This is a genomic window from Micromonospora sp. NPDC051196 (genome assembly GCF_040682415.1).
In the GTDB taxonomy this organism is placed as follows: domain Bacteria; phylum Actinomycetota; class Actinomycetes; order Mycobacteriales; family Micromonosporaceae; genus Micromonospora.
In genome coordinates this window covers 1-20,560 of record NZ_JBFBAY010000009.1, presented here as the reverse complement: position 1 = coordinate 20,560, position 20,560 = coordinate 1, and the positions used below count along the sequence as shown (strand labels likewise).

At 68.4% G+C, this 20,560-nt stretch carries 13 protein-coding genes; 4 read left to right on the top strand and 9 right to left on the bottom strand.

What is annotated here, in order from left to right; genetic code table 11:
* Nucleotides 1-161 precede the first annotated feature (161 nt).
* The 6 genes from AB0M35_RS18405 to AB0M35_RS18380 are packed head-to-tail and all read right to left on the bottom strand — an operon-like array spanning nt 162 to nt 8,129.
* A complete protein-coding gene (locus AB0M35_RS18405) occupies nt 162-2,558 on the bottom strand; it encodes an RICIN domain-containing protein (RefSeq protein WP_363746746.1) in 2,397 nt (798 codons plus the stop codon).
* Nucleotides 2,559-2,611: 53 nt separating this feature from the next.
* Complete coding sequence (locus tag AB0M35_RS18400) at nt 2,612-3,463, bottom strand: sugar phosphate isomerase/epimerase family protein (protein ID WP_363746745.1); 852 nt, start codon at nt 3,461-3,463, stop codon at nt 2,612-2,614.
* A gap of 5 nt (nt 3,464-3,468) precedes the next feature.
* Nucleotides 3,469-4,653: a substrate-binding domain-containing protein gene (locus AB0M35_RS18395; RefSeq protein ID WP_363746744.1), complete on the bottom strand. Its 1,185-nt coding sequence runs from the start codon at nt 4,651-4,653 to the stop codon at nt 3,469-3,471.
* Nucleotides 4,654-4,666: 13 nt separating this feature from the next.
* Complete coding sequence (locus AB0M35_RS18390; RefSeq protein ID WP_363746936.1) at nt 4,667-5,644, bottom strand: ABC transporter permease; 978 nt, start codon at nt 5,642-5,644, stop codon at nt 4,667-4,669.
* Nucleotides 5,645-5,646: 2 nt separating this feature from the next.
* Entirely contained in the window at nt 5,647-6,621 is a 975-nt protein-coding gene (locus AB0M35_RS18385; protein ID WP_363746742.1) for an ABC transporter permease, read from the bottom strand.
* The gene (locus AB0M35_RS18380) at nt 6,618-8,129 is read right to left on the bottom strand and encodes a sugar ABC transporter ATP-binding protein (RefSeq protein ID WP_363746740.1); all 1,512 of its coding nucleotides are present in this window, start codon (nt 8,127-8,129) and stop codon (nt 6,618-6,620) included. The genes AB0M35_RS18385 and AB0M35_RS18380 overlap by 4 nt, the downstream gene beginning before the upstream one ends.
* Before the next feature lie 508 nt (nt 8,130-8,637).
* On the opposite strand from AB0M35_RS18380, the gene AB0M35_RS18375 reads away from it, so the two are divergent.
* On the top strand, nt 8,638-12,201 hold the full coding sequence (locus tag AB0M35_RS18375) for a ThuA domain-containing protein (RefSeq protein ID WP_363746739.1): 3,564 nt from the start codon (nt 8,638-8,640) through the stop codon (nt 12,199-12,201).
* Between the two features lie 86 nt (nt 12,202-12,287).
* Here the strand turns inward: AB0M35_RS18375 and AB0M35_RS18370 are convergent, their stop codons facing one another.
* Complete coding sequence (locus tag AB0M35_RS18370; RefSeq protein WP_363746737.1) at nt 12,288-12,824, bottom strand: hypothetical protein; 537 nt, start codon at nt 12,822-12,824, stop codon at nt 12,288-12,290.
* Between the two features lie 119 nt (nt 12,825-12,943).
* On the opposite strand from AB0M35_RS18370, the gene AB0M35_RS18365 reads away from it, so the two are divergent.
* The gene (locus AB0M35_RS18365; protein ID WP_363746735.1) at nt 12,944-13,459 is read left to right on the top strand and encodes a TetR family transcriptional regulator; all 516 of its coding nucleotides are present in this window, start codon (nt 12,944-12,946) and stop codon (nt 13,457-13,459) included.
* Nucleotides 13,460-13,832: 373 nt separating this feature from the next.
* Nucleotides 13,833-16,130, top strand: a complete 2,298-nt coding sequence (locus AB0M35_RS18360; protein WP_363746734.1) for a cellulose binding domain-containing protein — start codon at nt 13,833-13,835, stop codon at nt 16,128-16,130.
* Nucleotides 16,131-16,217: 87 nt separating this feature from the next.
* Here the strand turns inward: AB0M35_RS18360 and AB0M35_RS18355 are convergent, their stop codons facing one another.
* Nucleotides 16,218-18,809, bottom strand: a complete 2,592-nt coding sequence (locus tag AB0M35_RS18355; RefSeq protein WP_363746732.1) for a tetratricopeptide repeat protein — start codon at nt 18,807-18,809, stop codon at nt 16,218-16,220.
* Between the two features lie 415 nt (nt 18,810-19,224).
* Nucleotides 19,225-19,755, bottom strand: a complete 531-nt coding sequence (locus tag AB0M35_RS18350) for a pyridoxamine 5'-phosphate oxidase family protein (RefSeq protein ID WP_363746731.1) — start codon at nt 19,753-19,755, stop codon at nt 19,225-19,227.
* Between the two features lie 407 nt (nt 19,756-20,162).
* On the opposite strand from AB0M35_RS18350, the gene AB0M35_RS18345 reads away from it, so the two are divergent.
* Nucleotides 20,163-20,399, top strand: coding sequence for a hypothetical protein (locus AB0M35_RS18345; protein WP_363746729.1), 237 nt, complete (start codon nt 20,163-20,165; stop codon nt 20,397-20,399).
* Nucleotides 20,400-20,560 lie beyond the last annotated feature (161 nt).

Genomic DNA, 20,560 nt, shown 5'->3' with positions numbered 1-20,560 from the left:
CGTCGCCTCGCTCGCAAGTACCACAGGCACTTGCGGCCGACCTGACGCCCGAGCAGGCCGGTGACAAATCGTCGAGCGGAAACGCGGTACCCGCCTGCCGGGTAGGGCGGCCGCGGAACCGCGTGGTGGGGTGGGCCCGACCCCCACCCCACCACGCGGGGTCAGTTGCGCATGCTCCACTGCTGGTTGGTGCCGCCGTGGCAGGCCCAGAGGTGGACCTTGGTGCCGTTCGCGGTGCCGTAACCGCTGGCGTCGAGGCACAGTCCGGACTGGACTCCGGTGATGGTGCCGTTGGTGTTGACGTTCCACTGCTGGTTGGTCTGGCCGTTGCAGTCCCAGATGATCGCCAGCGTGCCGTTGGCGGTGCCCTGACCGGACGCGTCGAGGCACTTGTTGCCGTACACCATCAGTTGTTTGCCGGCGGTGTACGTCCATCGCTGGTTGCTGCCGCCGTGACAGTCCCAGAGCTGCGCCTGGGTGCCGTTGGTGGTGCTCGAACCGCCGATCTCCAGGCAGCGGCCGGACTGTCCGCCGACGATCTGCACGGCCTGCGGTGGCGGGCTGCCGTTCTGCGGGCCAGCGGCGGCCATCACGGCCTGGGCGCCCGTGGGCCAGTTGCCGTTGGTGACCGTCACGTTGCCGGAGACGACGTTGCCCCGGTCACCGTTGGTCACGTTGGTGCTGCCGTTGGTGGACCAGTTGCTGGTGACGGTGAAGTTGCCCATGTTCTCGGCGAACCAGTAGTTGGCCGTGGCCCACGTGCCGGTCGACGAGAAGACGTTGTTGCGGGCGGTGAAGTAGCGGGAGCCCTCGTCGAAGTAGAGCCCGAAGTGGCCGTTGGTCCGCAGGCAGTAGTTGTCGCTGATCAGCCCGCCGGGGTTCGCCGACAACGTGTAGATGCAACCGCCGTCGTTCATCTGCTGCATGACGTCGTGCACGTAGTTGCCGATCAACCGGTTGTTGGACGCGGTGGTGGCGGTGGTGTAGCGCGGCTGGTAGTTGTACAGGCCACGGTCGGCGTAGTGGTTGCTACCACCGGCGTCGTTGGAACCCCAGCCGTATCCGACGGACATGCCGGTGTACGGCATGTTGTAGACCTCGTTGTACGAGATGGTGGCGTTGGTGACGTAGGTGGTCAGCACCGAGACGATGCCCCGGTACTCGATGCCCAGGTCGTGCAGGCGGTTGTTGCTGATGGTGATGTCCCGGTTGACCATCCGCTGGTCGCTGGGGTGGTGGGCGTCGGCACGTACCCCGCCGACGACGATGCCGCCGGCCACGTTGCGGGCGATCTCGGACCTGGTGATGGTGATGTTGCTGGCCCCGAGGCCGACGCCGCTGGCGTGGGCGTTGGCGTCGTTGCCGATCCCGATGGCGGTCTGGCCGAGGTTGACGAACGCGGAGTCGCTGAAGGTGATGTTGTCGGCGGCCGAGATCTGCACGGCGGCCGGCATCTGCTGCCAGTTCGGGCGGGTGGCCTCGAACTGCGGGCAGCCGTTGTGACACGAGGTGAAGCTCGGCCAGTTCCAGTTGCCGTAGATGTACGCGCCGGTCTGCTGGTCCACGTAGCCCTGGTTGCTGCTGGCGCCCAGCCAGCTCGTGCCGGTGAAGGTGATCCCGCTGAACGTCACGTGATGCGCGGGTGCGGCGTAGGTGCCGCCGATCTGGATCAGGGATTGCAGGGTCGGCAGCTCCACCCGAGCGGTGTTCATGTCCTGCCCGGCAAGCGGGATGTACGACAGTGCCCCACTGGCGGGGTCGAGATACCACTCACCCGCAGCGTCCAGGAACTCGTAGGCGTTGGTCAGGTAGAGCGGGCCGGGCCGGTGCGGGCTGGTGAAGGTGTCGTACCCGAAGTTGTTGTTGCTCCAACCGGGCTGCTGCATCCTGATCAGGTTTCCACTGATGCTCTGCACCGAGACGTACCGGTCGGTGAACGAGTTGACGCTCTCCATCTGGATCCGGCTCTGGTTGGCCAGATTGTTCAGGTAGCTCAACGCGCCGTTGGTGAACCGCATGCCGGTGCTGTCGGCGGTGAAGTCGGCCCGGTTGACCTGGGTACGCGCCCGGGTGGCGACGGCGCCGTCGACGTACAGCTGCCGGCTGTCCAGCCCGGCGCCGACGTTGGCCCGCCAGATGTTGCGTCCGGCGTCGACCAACGACCATCCGGTGACCGCGCGGGCGCCGCTGATCACGGGTCGGGCCGACGGAGCGGCCTGCCACAGCACGCGGTACCCATTGGTGCCGGAGTCGGCGGCGGTCAGCCGCAGCGGTGACGTGAGCCGGTACACCCCGTCGGCCAGTTGCACCACGATGTCGCCGGACATCGAGCTGTTCAGCGCCCGGACGGCGGTCTGCGCGCCGGTCAACGAGCAGGGCTGGGCGGCGCTGCAACTGCTGCCGCCACCGGTCGGTGCGGCGTACAGGGTGGTGGTGGCGGCGAGGGCCGGTGCGGCGGAGGTGGCCACGACGGCGGCGGTGACGACGCTGGTGAGCGCCACCGCCGCGATCGCGGCCAGCACCCGTCTGGGTGCGGTGGCAGGGGGAGGTACGGACACGAGGGTCTCCTTACCCGGGACGGAGTGTGGTGGGGGCGGTGGATCGGCGCAGTTCAACCGAGGATTCCGCGTAGATGCGCCAGACCGTCGAGGGCGAGTCGGTCCGGCGAGGGGGCGAGCGGTCGCCAGATGGAGGCGGCGGTGGCGATCGTCTCGTTGTCCGGGGTGAACGACTCGATACAGACCGCACCCCGGTATCCGGTCGTGGCCAGGACGGCGAGAAACCGGGGCCAGTCCAGGTGGTCAGCGCCGGGAGCCCCCCGGTTGGTGCCACTGACCTGCACATGCTTGACGTGCGGGCCGGCGACGGCGAGTGCGGCGTACGGGTCGGCCTCCTCGATGTTCATGTGATAGGTGTCGATCATGAGGCCGACGTTCGGCGGCAGACCGTCGATCAGGTCCAACGTCTGCTCGATGGTGTTGACCACGCTCGTCTCGTAGCGGTTGAGTGCCTCCACACCGATGGACACGCCCTGCTCACCCGCGTGGTCGGCGACCGGTGCCAGGGCGCGACGGAAGTCGGCGTAACAGGCGGCGCGCTCGGGCACGGTCATCCGCCAGGTCCGGCCCACCGAGGCGTAGACCGGCCCACCGACGGTAGGTGCGCCGACCGCCACCGCGGCGTCCACACAGCCCCGCAGGTACGCCGCTGTCGCCTCCACCACCGCCGGCGCCGCGTTGACCAGGTCCCGTCCGGGCGGGGTGACCGCGCAGACGCCGGCCGCGGTCAGGCTGTGGGCCGCGAGCAGGTCCCGGGTCCGCGACGGATCCCAGTCCCCCGGCTGCTCGATCGGCAGTTCGACCGCGTCGAAGCCGAACCGGGCGATCCGGGGCACCAGCTCGGCGAGGGCCGCGTCGTCGACCGGAGAGGCCCATACCCACGGATTGACGCCGATCTCGTACATCGGGCCTACTTCCAGCGCTGGGGGTATCCGGGCAGGTCGGTGCAGCCGCACATCGCGTAGTGCAGCGGCGGCATGTCCGCGTCCAGGTAGTTGTCGAGGTTCTCCTGCGTGATCGTCGGCTGGGGCAGCTTCCACGGGCTGGACACCTGCTGGCCGTCGAGGATCCGCAGGGCCGCGATGATCGGCGTACGCCACTGGTAGGTCGGGTAGGTCGGCGCGATCGCGGTGAGGCCGACCTCCTTCCACACCTTCAGGAAGTCGAGCTGGTCCTCGCCGTTGATCGGGGGCACCGGCTTGCCGGCGTCCTGGAACGCCTCCACCGCCGCGACCGCGACCGCACCGGCGTCCATCCAGACGCCGTCGATCGTGCCGTACCGCTGGAGGTAGTCGTCGACGATCTTCTTGGTCTTGGCCGGGTCGCCGTCGGTGAACTCGACCCCGACGACGTCGACGCCCGCCTTGTCGAAGGCGACCTTCGCGGCCGACCAGCGCGTCTCCAGCACGTCCACGCCGGGCAGGATGCGCAGGGCGAGCAGCTTGCCGCCGGGCTTCATCCGCTGGCTCACGAACTCGGCGCCGACGTGACCGAAGCCGTACCCGCCGATGGGGTTGATGAAGGTCACCGGGCAGTCGGTGTCGACGCCACGGTCGAAGACGACGACCGGCAGACCGGTGCGGCAGGCCGCTTCCACGGCCGGGGTGAGGGTGGCGGTCGTGTTCGGCGAGACGATCAGGGCGTCGCAGTCCTTGCCGAGCAGGTCGTTGATGTCGGCGATCTGCTTCTGGTCCTTGCCTTCGGCCTCGACGTGCACGAACTCCTTGATCAGGCTCCCCTGCGCCGCCACCTCGGCCTGCATGGTCTTGAAGCCGACCTGCCGCCACGGATTGTTCAAGGCCGCGTTGGAGAAACAGATCTTGTACGGGCCGGGTTTCTTGAATGTCGCGGTGTCCACCATCGTCGGGTTGAGCATCTGCTCCCACGGTTTGTCCGCCGGCCCGGTCGCAGCGGCGTCCAGCAGGGCCAACTCGTTGTCGTAGTCGGTCTGGTCGAAGAACTTCGACTGCTCGCCGGTACCGGCTCCGGCGGGTGCGGACCCGGTGCCCGATCCGGTGGCCACCGGCGTGTCCGTGGCGCAGCCGGCGAGCGTCAACAGGGTCACCGCGGCGAGCGCGGCCAGACAACGTTTCATCAGGCAATCCCCTTTATCTGGACGGGAGACGCCGGGCCGAGACCGCCACGGCGAACAGGATGATGGCGCCTTGAACGGTCGGTCTGAGCGCGCCGGAGACGCCGTAGAAATTCATCAGTGCGAAAAGCAGTTCGAGGGTCAGTGCGCCGAGCATCGCGCCGACGACCGAGCCTCGGCCGCCGCCCAGGGCGACCCCGCCGAGGACGACCGCGGTGATGGCACCGAACTCCAGGCCCGCACCGGCCTGGAAGGAGACGCCGCCGTAGCCGCCGATCAGGATCGCCGCGACCGCCGCGGCGAGGCCACTGAGGACGAAGGCGATGGTGCGGGTACGCCAGACCCGCACTCCGCTCAGCTGTGCCGTGCGCGGGTTGTCGCCGACGGCGACCAGGGTCCGGCCGAAGTCGGAGCGGGTCAACAGCACCGCAGCCACCGCGAGGACCAGCAGGATCAGCAGCGCGTACGGGACGCGGCCGAGCACCGGCACGTCCTCGACGGCACGTCGGCCGAGTTGGCGGAACTGCTCGGAGAGGCCGCCCTTGGGTGCGCCGTCGGACCAGAGGTAGACCGCGCCGACGAGGATCAGGAACATGCCGAGGGTGGTGACGAAGGAGGGCACCCGCAGTCGGGTGGTGATCAGACCGTTGACCAGGCCGACCAGCGCGCCGCCGGCAAGCAGCACCAGCACCACCGGCCAGGTCCGCGACCCGTCGCTGTCGATCAGCCGGGCGGCGACCACCACCTGCGCGGTGACCAGGGAGCCGACGGAGAGGTCGAACTCACCGGACACGATCACGAAGTACTGGCCGGCGGCGAGCAGGATGATCGGCGCCGACCGCCCGAGGAACGACATCAGGGACGGCGGGGTGAGGAAGTCGGGCTGACGGGCCGCGATGAGCGCCAGGAGCACCATCATCATCGCGAGGATCGGCAGCAGTCCACCGGACCACCTCCACCGCAGCGGCAGGGAGCGACGCTGGACGGTCTGCATGGTCACCGGGCCGCCTTCCGCAGGTGTTGACGGGCGTAGACGGCCACGGCGGCGATGATGATCACGCCCCGGACGACCTGCTTGGCGAAGGCGTCCACCGCGAGTTGGTTGAAGATGGCGTCGATGCCGGCGAGCAGCAGCACACCGCCGACGGTGCCGACGACGCCGCCCCGCCCGCCCGCGAGGGCGGTGCCGCCGATCACCACGGCGGCGATCGACTCCAGGTCGTAGAGGCCCTCGGTGCCGACCCGGGGCGCCCCGGAGCCGAGTCGGCTGGCGAGGTAGATCCCGGCGAGCCCGGCGCAGAGGGAGCAGAGCACGTGGGCGGTGACGCGTACCCGGTCGTTGCGGACACCGGAGAGCCGGGCGACCTCCGGATCACCGCCGACAGCGACCAGATGGTGGCCGAACCGGGTCCGCGACAGCAGGAACCAGCACGCCCCGGCGACCACGACCAGCAGCAGGAAGGACAACGGTACGGGCCCGACACGCTGGTAGCCGAGGGTCTGCACGAGAGCCGGGGCGGTGCTGCCGGCCGGACCGTCGTAACTGCTGTCGAGATAACCCTTGAGCAGCAGCCCGACGCCGAGGGTCGCGATGAACGAGTTGATCTGAAGTTTGGTGACGAGCAGTCCGTTGAACAGCCCGATGCCGGCACTGACGAGCAGCGTCAGGCCGATCGCGGGCAGCAACGCGCCGTCGCGGCCGTTCATCGTCTCGGCCGCGACCAGCGTGCTCAGGCTGACCACGTACGCCACCGACAGGTCCAGCGAGCCGCCGAGGATGACCAGCGTCTGGCCGACCGCGACGAACCCGAGCCCGGCGGCGACGTGCAGCAGGCTCACCGTCGTCGACTGGTTGAACAGTTGGCCGCCGTCGATCGCGACGACCAGCCAGCCGATCGCCAGGGTGAGGCCCAGCGCCACGAAGACGCCCGGCAGCGGCCGGCGGGCCGACGACAGGGGCAGGGCGTTCACGCCGCCGTCTCCCGTACCGTCCCGACCGCGAGCGCGACGACGTCCTCCTCGGTCGCGCCGGCCGGCAGTTCGCCGGCGATCGCACCGTCGCGCATGACGATCATCCGGTCGCTCATGCCGAGCAGTTCGGGCAGGTCGGACGAGATCATCAGGACGGCCGCACCGTCGCGGGCGAGGCGGCGCACCAGGTCGTGGATCGCCGACTTGGCACCCACGTCGATGCCCCGGGTGGGTTCGTCGAAGAGCAGGATCCTCGGGTTCACCGCGAGCCAGCGGGCCAGCACGACCTTCTGCTGGTTGCCGCCGGACAGGTAGCGGATCTCCTGATGGTCACCGGCGCAGCGGACCTCGACGGCGGCGAGCAGTTCCCGGACGCGTACGGTGCGGGCGGCGCGACCGGAGCGGATCGCGAAGACGGCGCGGCTGGCCAGCAACGCGTTGTCGAGCACGGATTGGCGGGCGACGATCCCCTCGCCTTTGCGGTCCTCGCTGACGTAGGCGACCCCGGCCCGCATCGCCGTACGCGGGGAGTGTAGCCGGATCGGGATGCCGTCGACGGTGACCTCGCCCGTGGTGAACGGCGCCGCCCCGAACAGGGCCCGGGCGAGCGCGGAGCGACCGGAGCCCTGGAGGCCGCCAACGCCGAGCACCTCCCCAGCGCGCAACGTCAGGTCGATGTCGCGCAGCTTCCGGTTACCGCCCTGCCGGACGGCGAGCCGGATCGGGCCGATGTCCTGCCGGGTGGCCCGGTCCGGGTAGTAGTGGGACAGTTCCCGCCCGACCATGTGCCGCACCAGTTCGTCGGGCGTGGTTTCGTTGGTGCGCAGGGTGATCACCCGACGGCCGTCCTTGAGCACGGTGATCCGGCTGGACAGGTCGAAGACCTCGGTGAGCCGGTGCGAGACGTAGAGAATCGCGATGCCCTGCTCCTGGAGGCGGCGCACCAGGCCGTAGAGCAGGGTCACCTCGTGGTCGGCCAGCGCGGCGGTGGGCTCGTCCATGATGATCAGTCGCGCGTCGAGGGCGAGCGCCTTGGCGATCTCGACGACCTGCTGCTGGGCGACGCTGAGCCGGCCGACCGGCGCGTCGGCCGGCAGGGCCGTCTCGCCGACCGAGGCCAGCAGGCGCCGGGTCGAGTCGCGCATCTGGCGCCGGTCGACCAGGCCGCGGCGTACCGGCTCGTGGCCCAGGTAGACGTTCTGTGCGACGGTGCGCTCCGGCAACAGGTTGAACTCCTGGTGGATGATGCCGATGCCGGCCCGTTGCGCGTCGCGGGGGCTGCCGAACACCCGTGGCTGCCCGGCCAGGGCGATGGTGCCGGCATCCGGGGCGTACCCGCCCGAGACGATCTTCATCAGGGTGGACTTGCCGGCGCCGTTCTCGCCGACGACGGCGTGCACCTCCCCGGCCGCGACGTCGAGATCGACGCGATCGAGGACACCGACGCCGAGGAAGGACTTGCTGATGCCTCGTAGGGCGAGCAGGGCATCCTGGCGTCGGTCCGACATCGACAATCCTTACTCATAGTAGTCAGCAGCGAGGGCCCGCCCGGTGCACGGGGCCATCGTCAGGCCGACAGCCCGCCCGGTTTCACTGTCGAAGGCGGCACTTTCTGTGGTCGTGCTCAAACTTTCGCTTGACATGACCAAAACATCACACGTATGAAGATAGATGTTCGGGAATGAGTTCGCAATCCCCTACCTGGCAGCGACTTTCGATCAAGCCGCAGCCCAGGTGACCGCGCACCGGAGCACACTCAGGAAGCGCGCAACCGCTACGCGCATCATCGTGATGTTGTCGCTAACATCAGCGATTTCCTATATAGAGAGCCAGACCCAACCCCTCACGACCACGGGTCGGCAGCCGTCCCTGGCATGACGCTGCGTGACTGAAGGCAGCTCGATCTGCCGACACCAGGCACGACGACGCGACCGGGTGTCCACGCCGTGCCCGGTCCGGTGACCGGCCCGTGGTCGCACCACCACCAGTTGCTCCGCCCGCCCAGAAGGAGACGGTATGCGTCGTAAAACAACAATCATCGGGGTGATCGTGGGTCTGTTACTGGCCCTCGCGCTGGTGAACCCCGCATCGGCGGCTCCCGCCTTCCGGGCGCTGTTGTTCACCAAGACCACCGGCTACCGGCACGACTCGATCCCCGCCGGGGTCTCGATGTTCCAGCAGCAGGCGGCGGCCGACAACTTCGAGCTGGTGCACAGCGAGGACTCGAACGTCTTCACCCCGGCCAACCTGGCCACCTTCGACGTCCTCATCATGTTCCAGACCTCCGGCATGGTCTGGACCTCGGCCGCCCAACGCCAGGCGGTGGAGGGCTACCTCGCCTCCGGCAAGGGAATCGTCGCCATCCACAACGCCACCGACATGGGTATCGAGGGCGAGTACCCGTGGTGGGACCAGACCATCAACGCCGGCGCGCACATGCCCGAGCACTCCCCCGGCGTCCTGCCCGGCACCGCGATCGTGGCCGACAAGAAGCACCCCTCCACGGCCGGCCTGCCGGACCGCTGGAACCGCAGCGAGGAGTGGTACAACTTCGACAAGAACCCCCGCGGCGACGTGCACGTGCTGGTGACCGCCGACGAACGGACGTACAACCCCGGTTCCCGGGCGATGGGCCCGGACCACCCGATCTCCTGGTGCCGCAGCGTCGGCGGCGGTCGGGTCTGGGCCACGGCCATGGGTCACGCCATCGCGTCCTACAGCGAGACCCACTTCCGCAACCACGTGCTCGGCGGCGTCAAATGGGCCGCCGGCAACGAGCCCGGCGACTGCGGTGGCACCGTCTGGGGCAACTTCGAGAAGCGCACCCTCGACGACAACACCGTCGACCCGATGGCGCTGGCGGTGGCACCCGATGGTCGGGTGCTCTACGTGCAACGCGGCGGCCAGGTCAAGATCTTCAAGCCGAGTACGAACAGCACCGTCACCGCCGGCACGCTGAGCGTCTACACCGGCGGCGAGGACGGGCTGACCGGGTTGGCGCTGGACCCGAACTTCGCCAGCAACGGGTACGTCTACCTGTACCACTCGCCGGCCAGCAGCAGTACGGACGTCAACCGGGTGTCCCGCTACACCCTGACCGGCGACACGTTGAACATGTCCAGCGGTGTCACCGTCATCGACATTCCGGCGTACCGGGACCGGACGTACCCGGAACCCGGCCACACCGGTGGCTACCTCGACTTCGGCCCGGACGGCAACCTCTACATCGGCACCGGCGACGACGTGGCACCGAACCTCGACCCCAACTGGCAGGGCTACGCCCCGCTGGACTGGCGGTCGGGCAAGCACATGCTCGACGCCGCCCGTACCGCCGGCAACACCAACGATCTGCGCGGCAAGCTGCTGCGGATCCGGCCCTCGGCCGGCGGTGGGTACACCATTCCGTCGGGCAACCTCTATCCGCAGGGCACCGCGCAGACCCGCGCGGAGATCTACGCGATGGGCTTCCGCAACCCCTTCCGGTTCTCCATCGACCCGGCCAACGGCTGGGTCTACCTGGCCGACTACGGGCCCGACCGCAATCCCCCGACCACCAACCGGGGCCCCGAAGGTCTCGTCGAACTCAACGTGATCAAGGCACCGGGCAACTACGGCTGGCCGTTCTGCCACGGCGACAACCAGCCGTACGCGCCGTACAACCCGGACACCGGTGCGGTCGGCGCCAAGTTCAACTGCGCGGCGCCGGTCAACAACTCACCCAACAACACCGGCCTGACCAACCTCCGGCCGGTGGTCGCCCCCAACATCTGGTACGGCTACGGCACCTCGCAGACCTTCCCCGAGCTGGGCTCCGGCGGCTCGGGGCCGATGGGTGGACCGGTCTACCGGTACGACCCGGCGAACCCGTCGGCGACGAAGTTCCCGCCGTACTACGACGGCGTGCATTTCTTCTACGAGTGGTCCCGCAGCTACCTCAAGGAGGTGCACTTCGACTCGGCCACAGCGGTCACCCGGACCAACCCGTTCCTGCCGAGCACCCGGTTCAACAAGCCGATGGACCTCGAATTCGGCCCGGACGGATCGCTCTACCTGCTGGAGTGGGGCACCAACTTCGGCGGCGGCAACAGCGACTCGGGCCTCTACCGGATCGACTACGTCCAGGGCGGACGATCGCCGATCGCGAAGGCGACCGGTACGCCGACCAGCGGCAACGCCCCGCTGACCGTGCAGTTCTCCAGCGCCGGGTCGATGGATCCCGACCCCGGCAACACGATCAGCTACCAGTGGACCTTCGGTGACGGCACCACCTCGACGGCGGCCAACCCGTCGAAGGTCTACACCAGTAACGGCAACTACACCGCCCAGCTCAAGGTCACCGACAACACCGGCAAGAGCGGCTTCGCCAACGTCCAGATCACCGTCGGCAACACCGCTCCGGTGGTCACCATCACCACCCCGGCCAACGGTGGCATGCTCACCTTCGGCGACCGGGTCTCGTACCAGATCAGTGTCTCCGATCCGGGTGGCGCACCGGTCGACTGCGCCAAGGTGTTCCTCAACCCCGCTCTCGGGCACGACGACCACGCGCACGAGACCACCGACTACGCCGGCTGCTCGGGCACCATCCCGACCGACCTGCTCGGCGGGCACCCGGACGGAGCAAACCTGTTCTACGTGCTCAACGCGCGGTACACCGACGACGGCGGTGCAGGTGGGGCGGCGCCGCTCACCGGCCACGCGCAGGTGATCCTCCAGCCCAAGCACAAGCAGGCCGAGTACTACAGCAGCCAGTCCGGCACCCGCGTGATCGACCAGGCGGGCGCGGAGAGCGGCAAGCGCATCGGGGACATCTCCAACAACGACTGGGTGGCGTTCACCCCGATGAGCCTGTCGGGGATCAACACGGTCAGCTACCGCCTGTCGTCGCCGTCGGGCGGCGGCACGATCGAGCTACGGGCCGGTTCACCCACCGGTACGTTGCTGGCCACCACACCGGTGCCCAGCACCGGAGGGTGGGACAACTACCAGTCCACCCAGCCGGTGAACGTCACCCCCCTGGCCGGCACCCACACCCTGTACCTGGTCTTCAAGGGCAGCGGAAACAACTGGTTCGACCTCGACTCGCACACCTTCGGCGGTCCCGGCGTCGGCACCGGCGGCCCGGTCACCCCTCCTCCCGGTGACGGGGTGGCAGGCAAGACCTGGACGCTGACCGCGCAGCACAGCGGGAAGCTGATGGACGTCAGCGGGGTCTCCACCGCCGACGGCGCCCAGATCCACCAGTGGGCGGCGACCGGCGGCAACAACCAGAAGTGGCAGGCGGTCGACGCCGGTAATGGCGCGGTCTACCTGAAGGCGGTGCACAGCGGAAAGTGCGCCGAGGTGATCGGTGGCTCCACCACGCCGGGCGCCTTCCTTCAACAGGCCACCTGCAACAACAGCAACCAGCAGAAGTTCACCGCCACGCCGACCGGCACCTCCGGCATCTACACGGTGAAGAGTGTGCCGAGCGGCCTCTGCGTGGACGTCAACAGCGGCGCCACCACCGACGGGGCCCGACTGTTGCAGTGGAACTGCCACAGTGGCACCAACCAGCAGTGGCGGTTCAGCCCGGCCTGACCGGCCACAGCTGACCGGTGACAGCACCGATCGGGACCGGCGTCGCACCACGGCGCCGGTCCCGACACCGTTGGTTCCCGAGTCGCTCAGGGGAGCAGGCGGCGCCCCTCCCAGGTTCCGTGTTCGGACAACGGGCGGAACCGCATGAACGCGGATTCGTGGTGGAAGTCCCGGCGACGCTGTTCCACCATGGCGACGGCGTGGGTGTCAGCCTGCGGGACGGCGCTACGGCCGTGGACCATGTCGGTCATCTCGCGGACGCTGCGCCAGATCGTGAAGGTGGAGAAGGTGTGGGGCGGGCGCATCGCTGCGGTGGCGAAGGTGGTGCCGGGGTGGCTGGCGACCAGACGCTCGACCGGCCGCCCCCATTTCAGGAACCGGGGCAGCTCCGGCAGCTTGAGCCGGGCGAGGGTGACCGCCACCATCGGCTCCTCCGGATCCCACCGGCCCGCCCGCACCGGCAGGCCGGCGAGCGCGGCCACCCCGCCGTAACGCCGCAGGTACTGCAAGCGCACATGCCATCCGTCGGCGAGCCGCCGCCCCAGCGCGTCGTCTGCGAGGAACCTTTCCAAGGCCGACTCGTCGTCCCACTCGGCGAACATCGCAAGGCGTCGCAGCTGCATCCGTTCCACCGACAGCACCGGGGAGCCGAGCCGCATGAGCGGGAAACACTCGGCATGCCGCAGCCCAGCCGCCCGAGGCCCACGACCCAGGGTGCGCAAGGTCAAGGCCGGCGGAAGCAGTGCGAGATGAAACGAATGGATCATCGGCCCATCATCCCAGCCCGCCGCACCCGCCTCCCCGCTCGGATCGTGCCGCCGGCGACGGCGGTGCCGGGCGGGACGATCTCGTCGATCCGGTCGAGGATTTCGTCGGTGAGCGTGACGTCGACGCCTGCGCCGACGCGGCCCCGGCGCTGGCCGCCGCGCACGAGCCGGGGGTCGCCCTCGCGAAGTGGCTCGACCGGTTCACCGCGTTCGTCGCGACCAAACGGGGATTCGTCGCAGCCCTACACTCCGGCGATCCGGCGTTCGACGGCCTGCCCGGATATCTCATGCAGAAGCTAGGACCGGCCCTCGAGTCCCTGCTCGAAGCCGCGACAGCCAACGGCGACATCCAGGCCCGGATCAGTGCCCAGGACCTGCTGTACGCCGTAGCGAAACTGTGTGCGCCCATGCCGAACCAGGAACCCGACTACGGCCGGCGCATGGTCGCGCTCCTCGTCGACGGACTACGATCCGGCGAATCCCCACACTGACATAATCACCCTCGGTCGGCCACGCCTGGGGCGCCAAGGCAGACGCCGGTGCACCTGCGGCTCGTCCAGTCCGATTCTCTTGCCGGTTTGGAAGCAGGTCTCCACGTTCCAGCGGGTTCCGGTCACCTTGACCAAAGCGTGTAGCGGAACTGGGCGTGGTGACCAGCAGCGCCGGCGGCACCGTACAGCGGCGGCCCACCCCCGTGGTCTCCGGTCACCTGGTGCGTCACATGGCTGGGAGTGCCAGCATCACGAAGGCGTTTATGGGTTTGTATGGGATTTCCCCACCCTGCCCCCCACCGCGCGACCCTCGTCAGCAAGACCCGCCCGCAGACGGGCGCGAGGCGGTTTCACATGCGCTGGGGAGGAAACGATGCTGAGATTGCTACCGCGAAAACGCCGAGCACGACTCGGGCTGATCGGTGCCACGATCGCGGCTGTCCTACTGACGATGGGAGTCCACGCCAGCAGTACAGCGGAGCAACCCGCCACACAGGAGAACCTCCTGACCTGGAACGCGCAGATCGTCGAGGCCCCGCGGCCATCGCTTGACGGGTGCTTCGACGCGACCTATCCCAAGGTGGTATGGCGGGAGACCGCGTGCGTGGACCAGCCGGCGATCCCGATGTCCCCGAACCGTGTACCGGCTGCGCGGAGGGACATCGGTGGTGGCACCGGGATGGGCATCGTGACGGAGCGACCCGCGGATGCCGGTGACATCACCAGGGCGACCGGCACGTTCGAGGATGTCAAGGACAAAGACCTGCTGACGGTGAACTCCTCCCCGACCAGCGGGCCGGCGATGGCGAACAGCTACACGCTCCAGCTCAACACCAACCACCTCAAGGTCAGGGAGTGCGCCAGTTCACCGACTCCCGCGTTGTGTGAGGGCTGGAAGCAATTCATCTTCGCCAACACCCCGCAAACCGTTCCGAATGAGCCACCCAGCCGTCTCTACATCGACTACTGGTTGCTGGCCTACAACCCGGATGCGAGCCAGGGCAAGCCCTGCCCGAGGGACTGGACTGAGATCCCGGACGACGGCGAGGTCCACTGCTGGCTGAGGCGCGAGAGGGCGGCGGGCCCGCTTCCCTACGTACCGATCGGGAACATCGCGCTTCCGGGCTTCAAGCTGGAAGCGCAGACGCAGACGATCGGCGCGGACACCGTCGTCGACGTGGTCACGTTCAACGATGGAAACCAAAACGCCGCCTCGACGTCCAGTTCGGACGTCCTTCACGTCCTGCCAGGGGAATCCCGGCCGGACCAGGCGGGACCGGGATGGACGCAGGTCGAGTTCAACGTGTTCGGCTTTGGCAACGGATCCACAGCCGTTTTCAACAAGGAGGCCGACTTCAACCTTCGCACGACGATAGTCGACGGCAGTCCGAAGGCGCCCGAATGCAAACAAGTCGGCTACAGCAAGGAGAGGAACAACCTCAACTTCGCCAAACCGAGTGCGACCCCCACATCGCCGGCGCCAGCCCTCATCATCAACCAGGCAGCCAAGAATCGGGAGCTGGCGGGCTGCAGGGCCGCCGTCGCCGTCGGCGACACTCACCAGTACACCTTCGCCGGTACGTACTACGACTTCCAGGCTACGGGTGACTTCGTCGAGGCACGGGCCGGTACCACGTTCGAGGTGCAGACACGCAAGAAGTCTGGCGCCCCGACCTGGCCCAACGCATCGATGAACCAGTCAGTCGGCGTGCGGATGGGCAACACCAGGCTGGCGGTGTGCGCCGGGACCCGTCTGGTCGTGAACGGAGTCGACACCAACTTGCCCTCCGGCGAGTCACTGCTGCTTTCCACCGGAGTGGCGATCGACCGTGTGGGCGACGTCTACACGTTCAGGGACCCGTCCGGCAACCTCGTCCGCAGCACCGCCATCGCCGGCACCGTCCCGTACGTAAACCTGGGCATCAACCTGGGGTCCGAGACCCCGGCGGTACGGGGCCTGCTGGGCAACCACAACGGTGACCCTAACTTCCTCGAAGCCAGCAACGGCGACCCCCTGCGCGTGCCGCTCTCCTTCGCCGACATGTACGGGGTCTTCGGCAACAGCTGGCGGGTCAGCCACACCACCTCACTGTTGCGCTTCTGCGAAGCCGTAGACGTGGGCAACCCGGCAGCGCCGTTCTACTCCCACAACCTCCCCGCGGATGTTCTTCAGCGGGCGAAGGAGTACTGCGCCACGCTACGCCTCGAGCCGACGTGGAATATCTCGTGCGAGCTGGATTTCGCCGTACTCGGCCGGAAGGCTGCTGATGTCTTCGATGGACTTCCGAAGCCCACGGTGGACGGCAACCCCAAGCCACCATCCCCGTCCCCATCGCCCACCGGAGGCAACAGCGCGTGCCGGATCGCCTACACAGTCAACTCCAACTCGGCGTCCGCTAGCTTCACCGGCAACGTGACCATCACGAACACCAGCAACACGCCCGTGAACGGGTGGACGCTGACTTTCTCGTTCACGAACGGGCAGCGGATCACCAGCAGTTGGAACGCCAGCGTGACGCAGTCCAACGCGTTGGTGACGGCACGGAACCTCAGCCACAACGGCACGCTCGCACCCGGCGCCTCCACGTCGTTCGGCTTCCTGGGCAATGGCGGCATCTCCAACCCGCCACCGGTGGGGTGGACGCTGAACGGCTCCCCCTGCACCACCTGACCCACGGGGTTGGTCATTCTCGACCACTCCCGTAAACGCGAGATCCCCGGGTTGAGAGCCACCGGGCGGGCTTCCCGGGGATCTCGCTCAGGTGTGGATACCGGCGTTGTCGAGGGCGGTGAGGCAGGCGCGGATCTGGTCGACCTCGGGCGTACCGAGGTCGATGAAGATGGCGAGGGCATGGTGGTAGTGAGCACGGACCTCGTCGGGATGGCCGAGGGCGCGGTGGGCATTGGCCAGCCCAGTGTGGGCGCGGGCTTGCTGGTCGCGGGCACCGATCTCGGCGGCGATCCGCTGCGCGGCGGTGTGATGGCGATGAGCGTCGGCGGGGCGGCCTGCGGCGAGCGTGGCCTCGCCGATGCCGTTGAGCGCGTATGCCTCGCCGTGCCGGTCGCCGGTCGCCCGCAGGATCGTCAGGGCCTGTTGGTGGTACTCGGCGGCCTTGGCGGGCTCGCCGCGAGCAGCGTGGAGGGTGCCCAGCCCGTCCAGCGTCCAGGCTTCGCCGTTGCGATGCCCGGCATGACGAAACAGGACAAGCGCCTGGGCCAGGCTTTCGGCGGCCGCCCCATGCCGGCCCAACCGCGTGTCGACCTCCGCGAGGTTGACCAGCGACACCGCCTCGCCGGCCCGGTCTCCGGTCTCTCGGAACAGGGCGAGCGCCTGCCGCAGGTGTGTGGCGGCCTCGCCGTACTGGCCCGCCTTCTGTTCGATGTCGCCGAGGTTGGTCAGCGTGCGGGCCTGACCGACCTTGTTGCCGGCTCGCCGGTGCAGGATCTCGCCCTGCGCGAAGTGGGCGGCGGCCTCGCGGTAGCGGCCGAGCCGCTGTTCGGCGATGCCGAGGTTGGTCCGGGTCCGGGCCTGCCCGGGAGAGTCGCCGGTCTGTTCAAACAGGAGCAGAGCCTCGGTGAAGTGTTCGGCTGCGGCCTGGTGCTGGCCGCCCCAGAGGTGGGCGACGCCAAGGTCGGTGAGGGCGTGGGCCTGTTCGGTGAAGTCGCCGATGCGGCTGGCGGCACGGCGGGCGTGACTGTGGACGGTGATGGCGTCGCTGTTGTGGCCACCGGCGAAGTACTGGACAAGGACGCGGGAGAGCCGGATGGCATGGGCGGGCCAGCCGTGGGTGGCGGCGTGGGCCACGACGGTGACCAGGGATGGCCGTTCGGTGTCGAGCCAGATGCGGGCGGTGTCCGGGTCGGTCAGCTCGGGGACGCGGGTACCGGACGGGGCGATGTGGGGTCGAAGATGCGCCTGGGCAGGGTGCAGAGCGTCCATCGCGGAGGCGGCCGTCGCGAGATAGTAATCGAACAGGCGGGTCAGGGCGGCGCGACGGTCGCGTGGGCGGACCTCGTCGTGGGCTCGGGTGGTGGCGTACGTGCGGACGAGGTCGTGGAAGGTGTACCGGCCCGCGTTGGACTGGTGCAGCAGGTGGTCGCGGCACAGGCGGTCCAGATGGGCACGGGTGACCTCGATGTCGGCGCCGGTCAGGGCAGCCGCGGCGTAGGCCTCGCTGTCCTGCCCGGGGTGCAGCGCCAGCAACCGGAGCAGCTGGCGCTGGTCGGCGGGCAGGCGGTGGTAGGACAGGTCGAGGGCGAGCTCGACACCGGTTTCCAGGCGTCGCTGGTCGTGGCGTTCGTCGAGCCGGTCGGCGTGATCGGTGAGGGTCCAGTCGGGTGTGGCCCGCATGTGTCCGGCCGTCAGGTCCAGCGCCAGCGGCAGGTAGCCGCAGCGCCGTGCGATACGGGCGGCAGCGGTGCGATCGTCGCCCACCGGGACCTGGCCAGCGGCGTGGGCCAGGTATCGAACGGCCTCGTCCGCTGCGAACACGTCGATCACCAACTGCGTGGCCGAGGGCAGGTCGGACAGGCTTCGCCGGCTGGTGATCACGGTGAGACAGCCGGGCACCTCGGCGAGCAGCGGGCGGAGTTGGTCGAGGTCGGCGGCATTGTCCAGCACGATCAGGGTGCGGGTACCGGCGAGCCGGTCACGGTAGGCCGCGGTGCGGGCCTCGAGAGCGTGGGGGATGCGCTGCGGCGGTACACCGAGCAGCCGCAGGAAGCCGTCCAGGACGGCGGCCGGGTCCGCTGGAGGTCGAGCGGGGTCGGGGTGAAATCCGCGCAGGTTGACGAAAAGCGCCCGATCAAATTGACGTTCCCGGATGAGGATATGCCCGGCGTGAATGGCGAGCTGGGTCTTACCAACGCCTGCCATCCCCTCTATCGCCGAGATCGCCACCGCGCCGTTGCGGCCGAGAGCGCGGCGGAGCTGATCGAGTTCGGCGGTACGACCGGTGAACCCGGCCAGGTCGGGTGGAAGCCTGTCCTGGACCTGTACCACCACGGCGGCCAGAGCCTCCCCGCCGACCACCCGCAGCGCCTGGCGCCACTGGTGCACGTACCCCTCGTCCGGGTGCAGTGCCTGCACGACCGCGGTCACGAGGTCGGTGTTCAGCCGTCGCCGACCGGGTTTGAAGCAGTCCACGACCGTGGGTCGCTTGGTCAACTCGCCGGTCGGGCGACCGGCGGCCCGCCACGCGTTGTTGACCTGGCCGGTGATCCATTCGTAGGACGGGTTTCCCGCCCAGACCTTCAACGACCGCAGCCCTGCGACCAGCTCATCCAGCGTGCGGGCCCGACCCGGGTCGGGCATCGCGGCGGACGCATCCTCCGCTCGGGTAGCGGTCATCGATAATCCCACATATACATTGACGCGCAAAAATATTTAGCTCATTGTAGCCGCGCCGGCGCGGAGGGCGCGCCCCCCTACGAAAGGCGGACCCCCGCCTGGATCACCATCACCCCACCCGAAGGCGAGACCGGCGGGCATCACTGGCTGCCGATCCGCCGACGGATCAGCGACGGCGAGCTGGCGTTCTACCGCTGCTGGTCACCTCCGCCCGGGGATCTTGGCCGGGTCGCCGGCCGTGACCGGCGGACGTTTCCCGACGAGCTGAAGCTCGTCCAGGACATCGCGGATGCTATCGGCCTGTCCGAAGCGAGCAGGCCGCCTCCCGGCTTGAACGGGTCGCCCTTGGCTAGACGGTAACGAGACCTCTGACGAAGCGGATCTTGGACGCGCATCGGTTGGCCGGTGCTGTGGATCAGGGCCGGGACGCCACGGTGAGCTTTGCGATGTCTGGGGCATAGACGGTCATCCAGTGCGGATGCAGCCGGTAGTAGACCACGTCGTTGTCCCAGTCGAAGGGGTCGTCGCCGTAGAAGTCCTTCAAGTACGCGAGCACGTCCGGCCAGTCCGTGGCCTGGTCGCCGTTGCGGGGGTTGAGGATCTCCACCTTGCCATGTGTGAAGACGCCGAGGTCCTCACCGCGCATATGTGCGGCGCTGACGGCGGGCCGCGCCGCGAGGTGGCGCGCCTTGGCGGCGTCGGGCGCCGTGCCGAAGTACCACTTGCCTCGCAGGAAGTGCCCGTCGACACCGCTGATCCGCGGCTCACCCTTCGCCGTCACGCTGGACAGAGCGAGGGTGCACATGCCGGTGAGGACCTGGGTGAGCTGCTCCGCGTTCAGTGTGCGCGCGGTGTTGATGATCGAGCGGAGGTGGGAGGTGGAGCCGGCGAGGGAGGCGTCAAGGAGGGCTTGGAGCTTTTCGAGATCTTCTGGGGTTTCGCGCATGGAGGCCTTGTCTCTCCGCATCTATCTGTGCCCTGGTCCGCGCCTCTCACCGGCGCCGACCGATGAACCCATGCTCCACCCAAAACCTGACACCTTGCGTCATATTTCTTCGACTGGCTGCGGACGCCAGCGGGCCGCACGGCAGCCGGCATGACAGACCGGCGGCGCGACGTGACGGCTCCCGGCTGGCGACGCGCGCGCTCCGCGGCATGAGCGCGCACCCGAACTTGCGGCCAGTGCCACCCGTACACGGCATGAGCAAGTCCAGAGGCGCGTCCTGGTCGCCAGCGAAGTTGACCACAGGGGGCTGCGGGATCGACGAACAGCCTACTCGGATCTACGCTGTCAGAACATGCCGGTCTGGCGAGTGTCGCTGTAGCCTGTGGCTGGGCTCGGAGGAGGAATATATGCCGAGAACCTTCGGGTATGCGGAGGCCGTCTACCAGTTCATTCAGGAACACGCCACTATCGAAGATGGTCGCCGGGTCTGTCGCGAGCCGCTCTACCCCTGGATGATGGCAGAGTTTCGCCTTGATAGGCGTCAGGTCAAAGGTGTACGTACCGCAGCAGTCAAGGAACTTGAACGCCGCGGTCTCGTCCGTCGCCCTCATCCCAACAGCGTTTTGCTGATCCTGACGGCGTGATCTTGCGGCTTGCTTCCCCGGGAAGCCAACACCATCGGACTTCCTGCCACCATGGCAATTGAGCAGTGAGCGTTTTTCATCCTGGGTAGGTCGGGTTCTCGACGTGGTGCAGGACGAGGATGGCTTGCACGATCGCGGTTGTGCGGGATGGGCTGCAGCGC

What these genes read in the sequence shown, in the direction of transcription:
- AB0M35_RS18400 (WP_363746745.1), bottom strand. Translation starts at nt 3,463, where the DNA reads ATGTACGAGATCGGCGTCAATCCGTGGGTATGGGCCTCTCCGGTCGAC.
- AB0M35_RS18395 (WP_363746744.1), bottom strand. Translation starts at nt 4,653, where the DNA reads ATGAAACGTTGTCTGGCCGCGCTCGCCGCGGTGACCCTGTTGACGCTC.
- AB0M35_RS18390 (WP_363746936.1), bottom strand. Translation starts at nt 5,644, where the DNA reads ATGCAGACCGTCCAGCGTCGCTCCCTGCCGCTGCGGTGGAGGTGGTCC.
- AB0M35_RS18380 (WP_363746740.1), bottom strand. Translation starts at nt 8,129, where the DNA reads ATGTCGGACCGACGCCAGGATGCCCTGCTCGCCCTACGAGGCATCAGC.
- AB0M35_RS18375 (WP_363746739.1), top strand. Translation starts at nt 8,638, where the DNA reads ATGCGTCGTAAAACAACAATCATCGGGGTGATCGTGGGTCTGTTACTG.
- AB0M35_RS18370 (WP_363746737.1), bottom strand. Translation starts at nt 12,824, where the DNA reads ATGCAGCTGCGACGCCTTGCGATGTTCGCCGAGTGGGACGACGAGTCG.
- AB0M35_RS18360 (WP_363746734.1), top strand. Translation starts at nt 13,833, where the DNA reads ATGCTGAGATTGCTACCGCGAAAACGCCGAGCACGACTCGGGCTGATC.
- AB0M35_RS18355 (WP_363746732.1), bottom strand. Translation starts at nt 18,809, where the DNA reads ATGACCGCTACCCGAGCGGAGGATGCGTCCGCCGCGATGCCCGACCCG.
- AB0M35_RS18350 (WP_363746731.1), bottom strand. Translation starts at nt 19,755, where the DNA reads ATGCGCGAAACCCCAGAAGATCTCGAAAAGCTCCAAGCCCTCCTTGAC.
- AB0M35_RS18345 (WP_363746729.1), top strand. Translation starts at nt 20,163, where the DNA reads ATGCCGAGAACCTTCGGGTATGCGGAGGCCGTCTACCAGTTCATTCAG.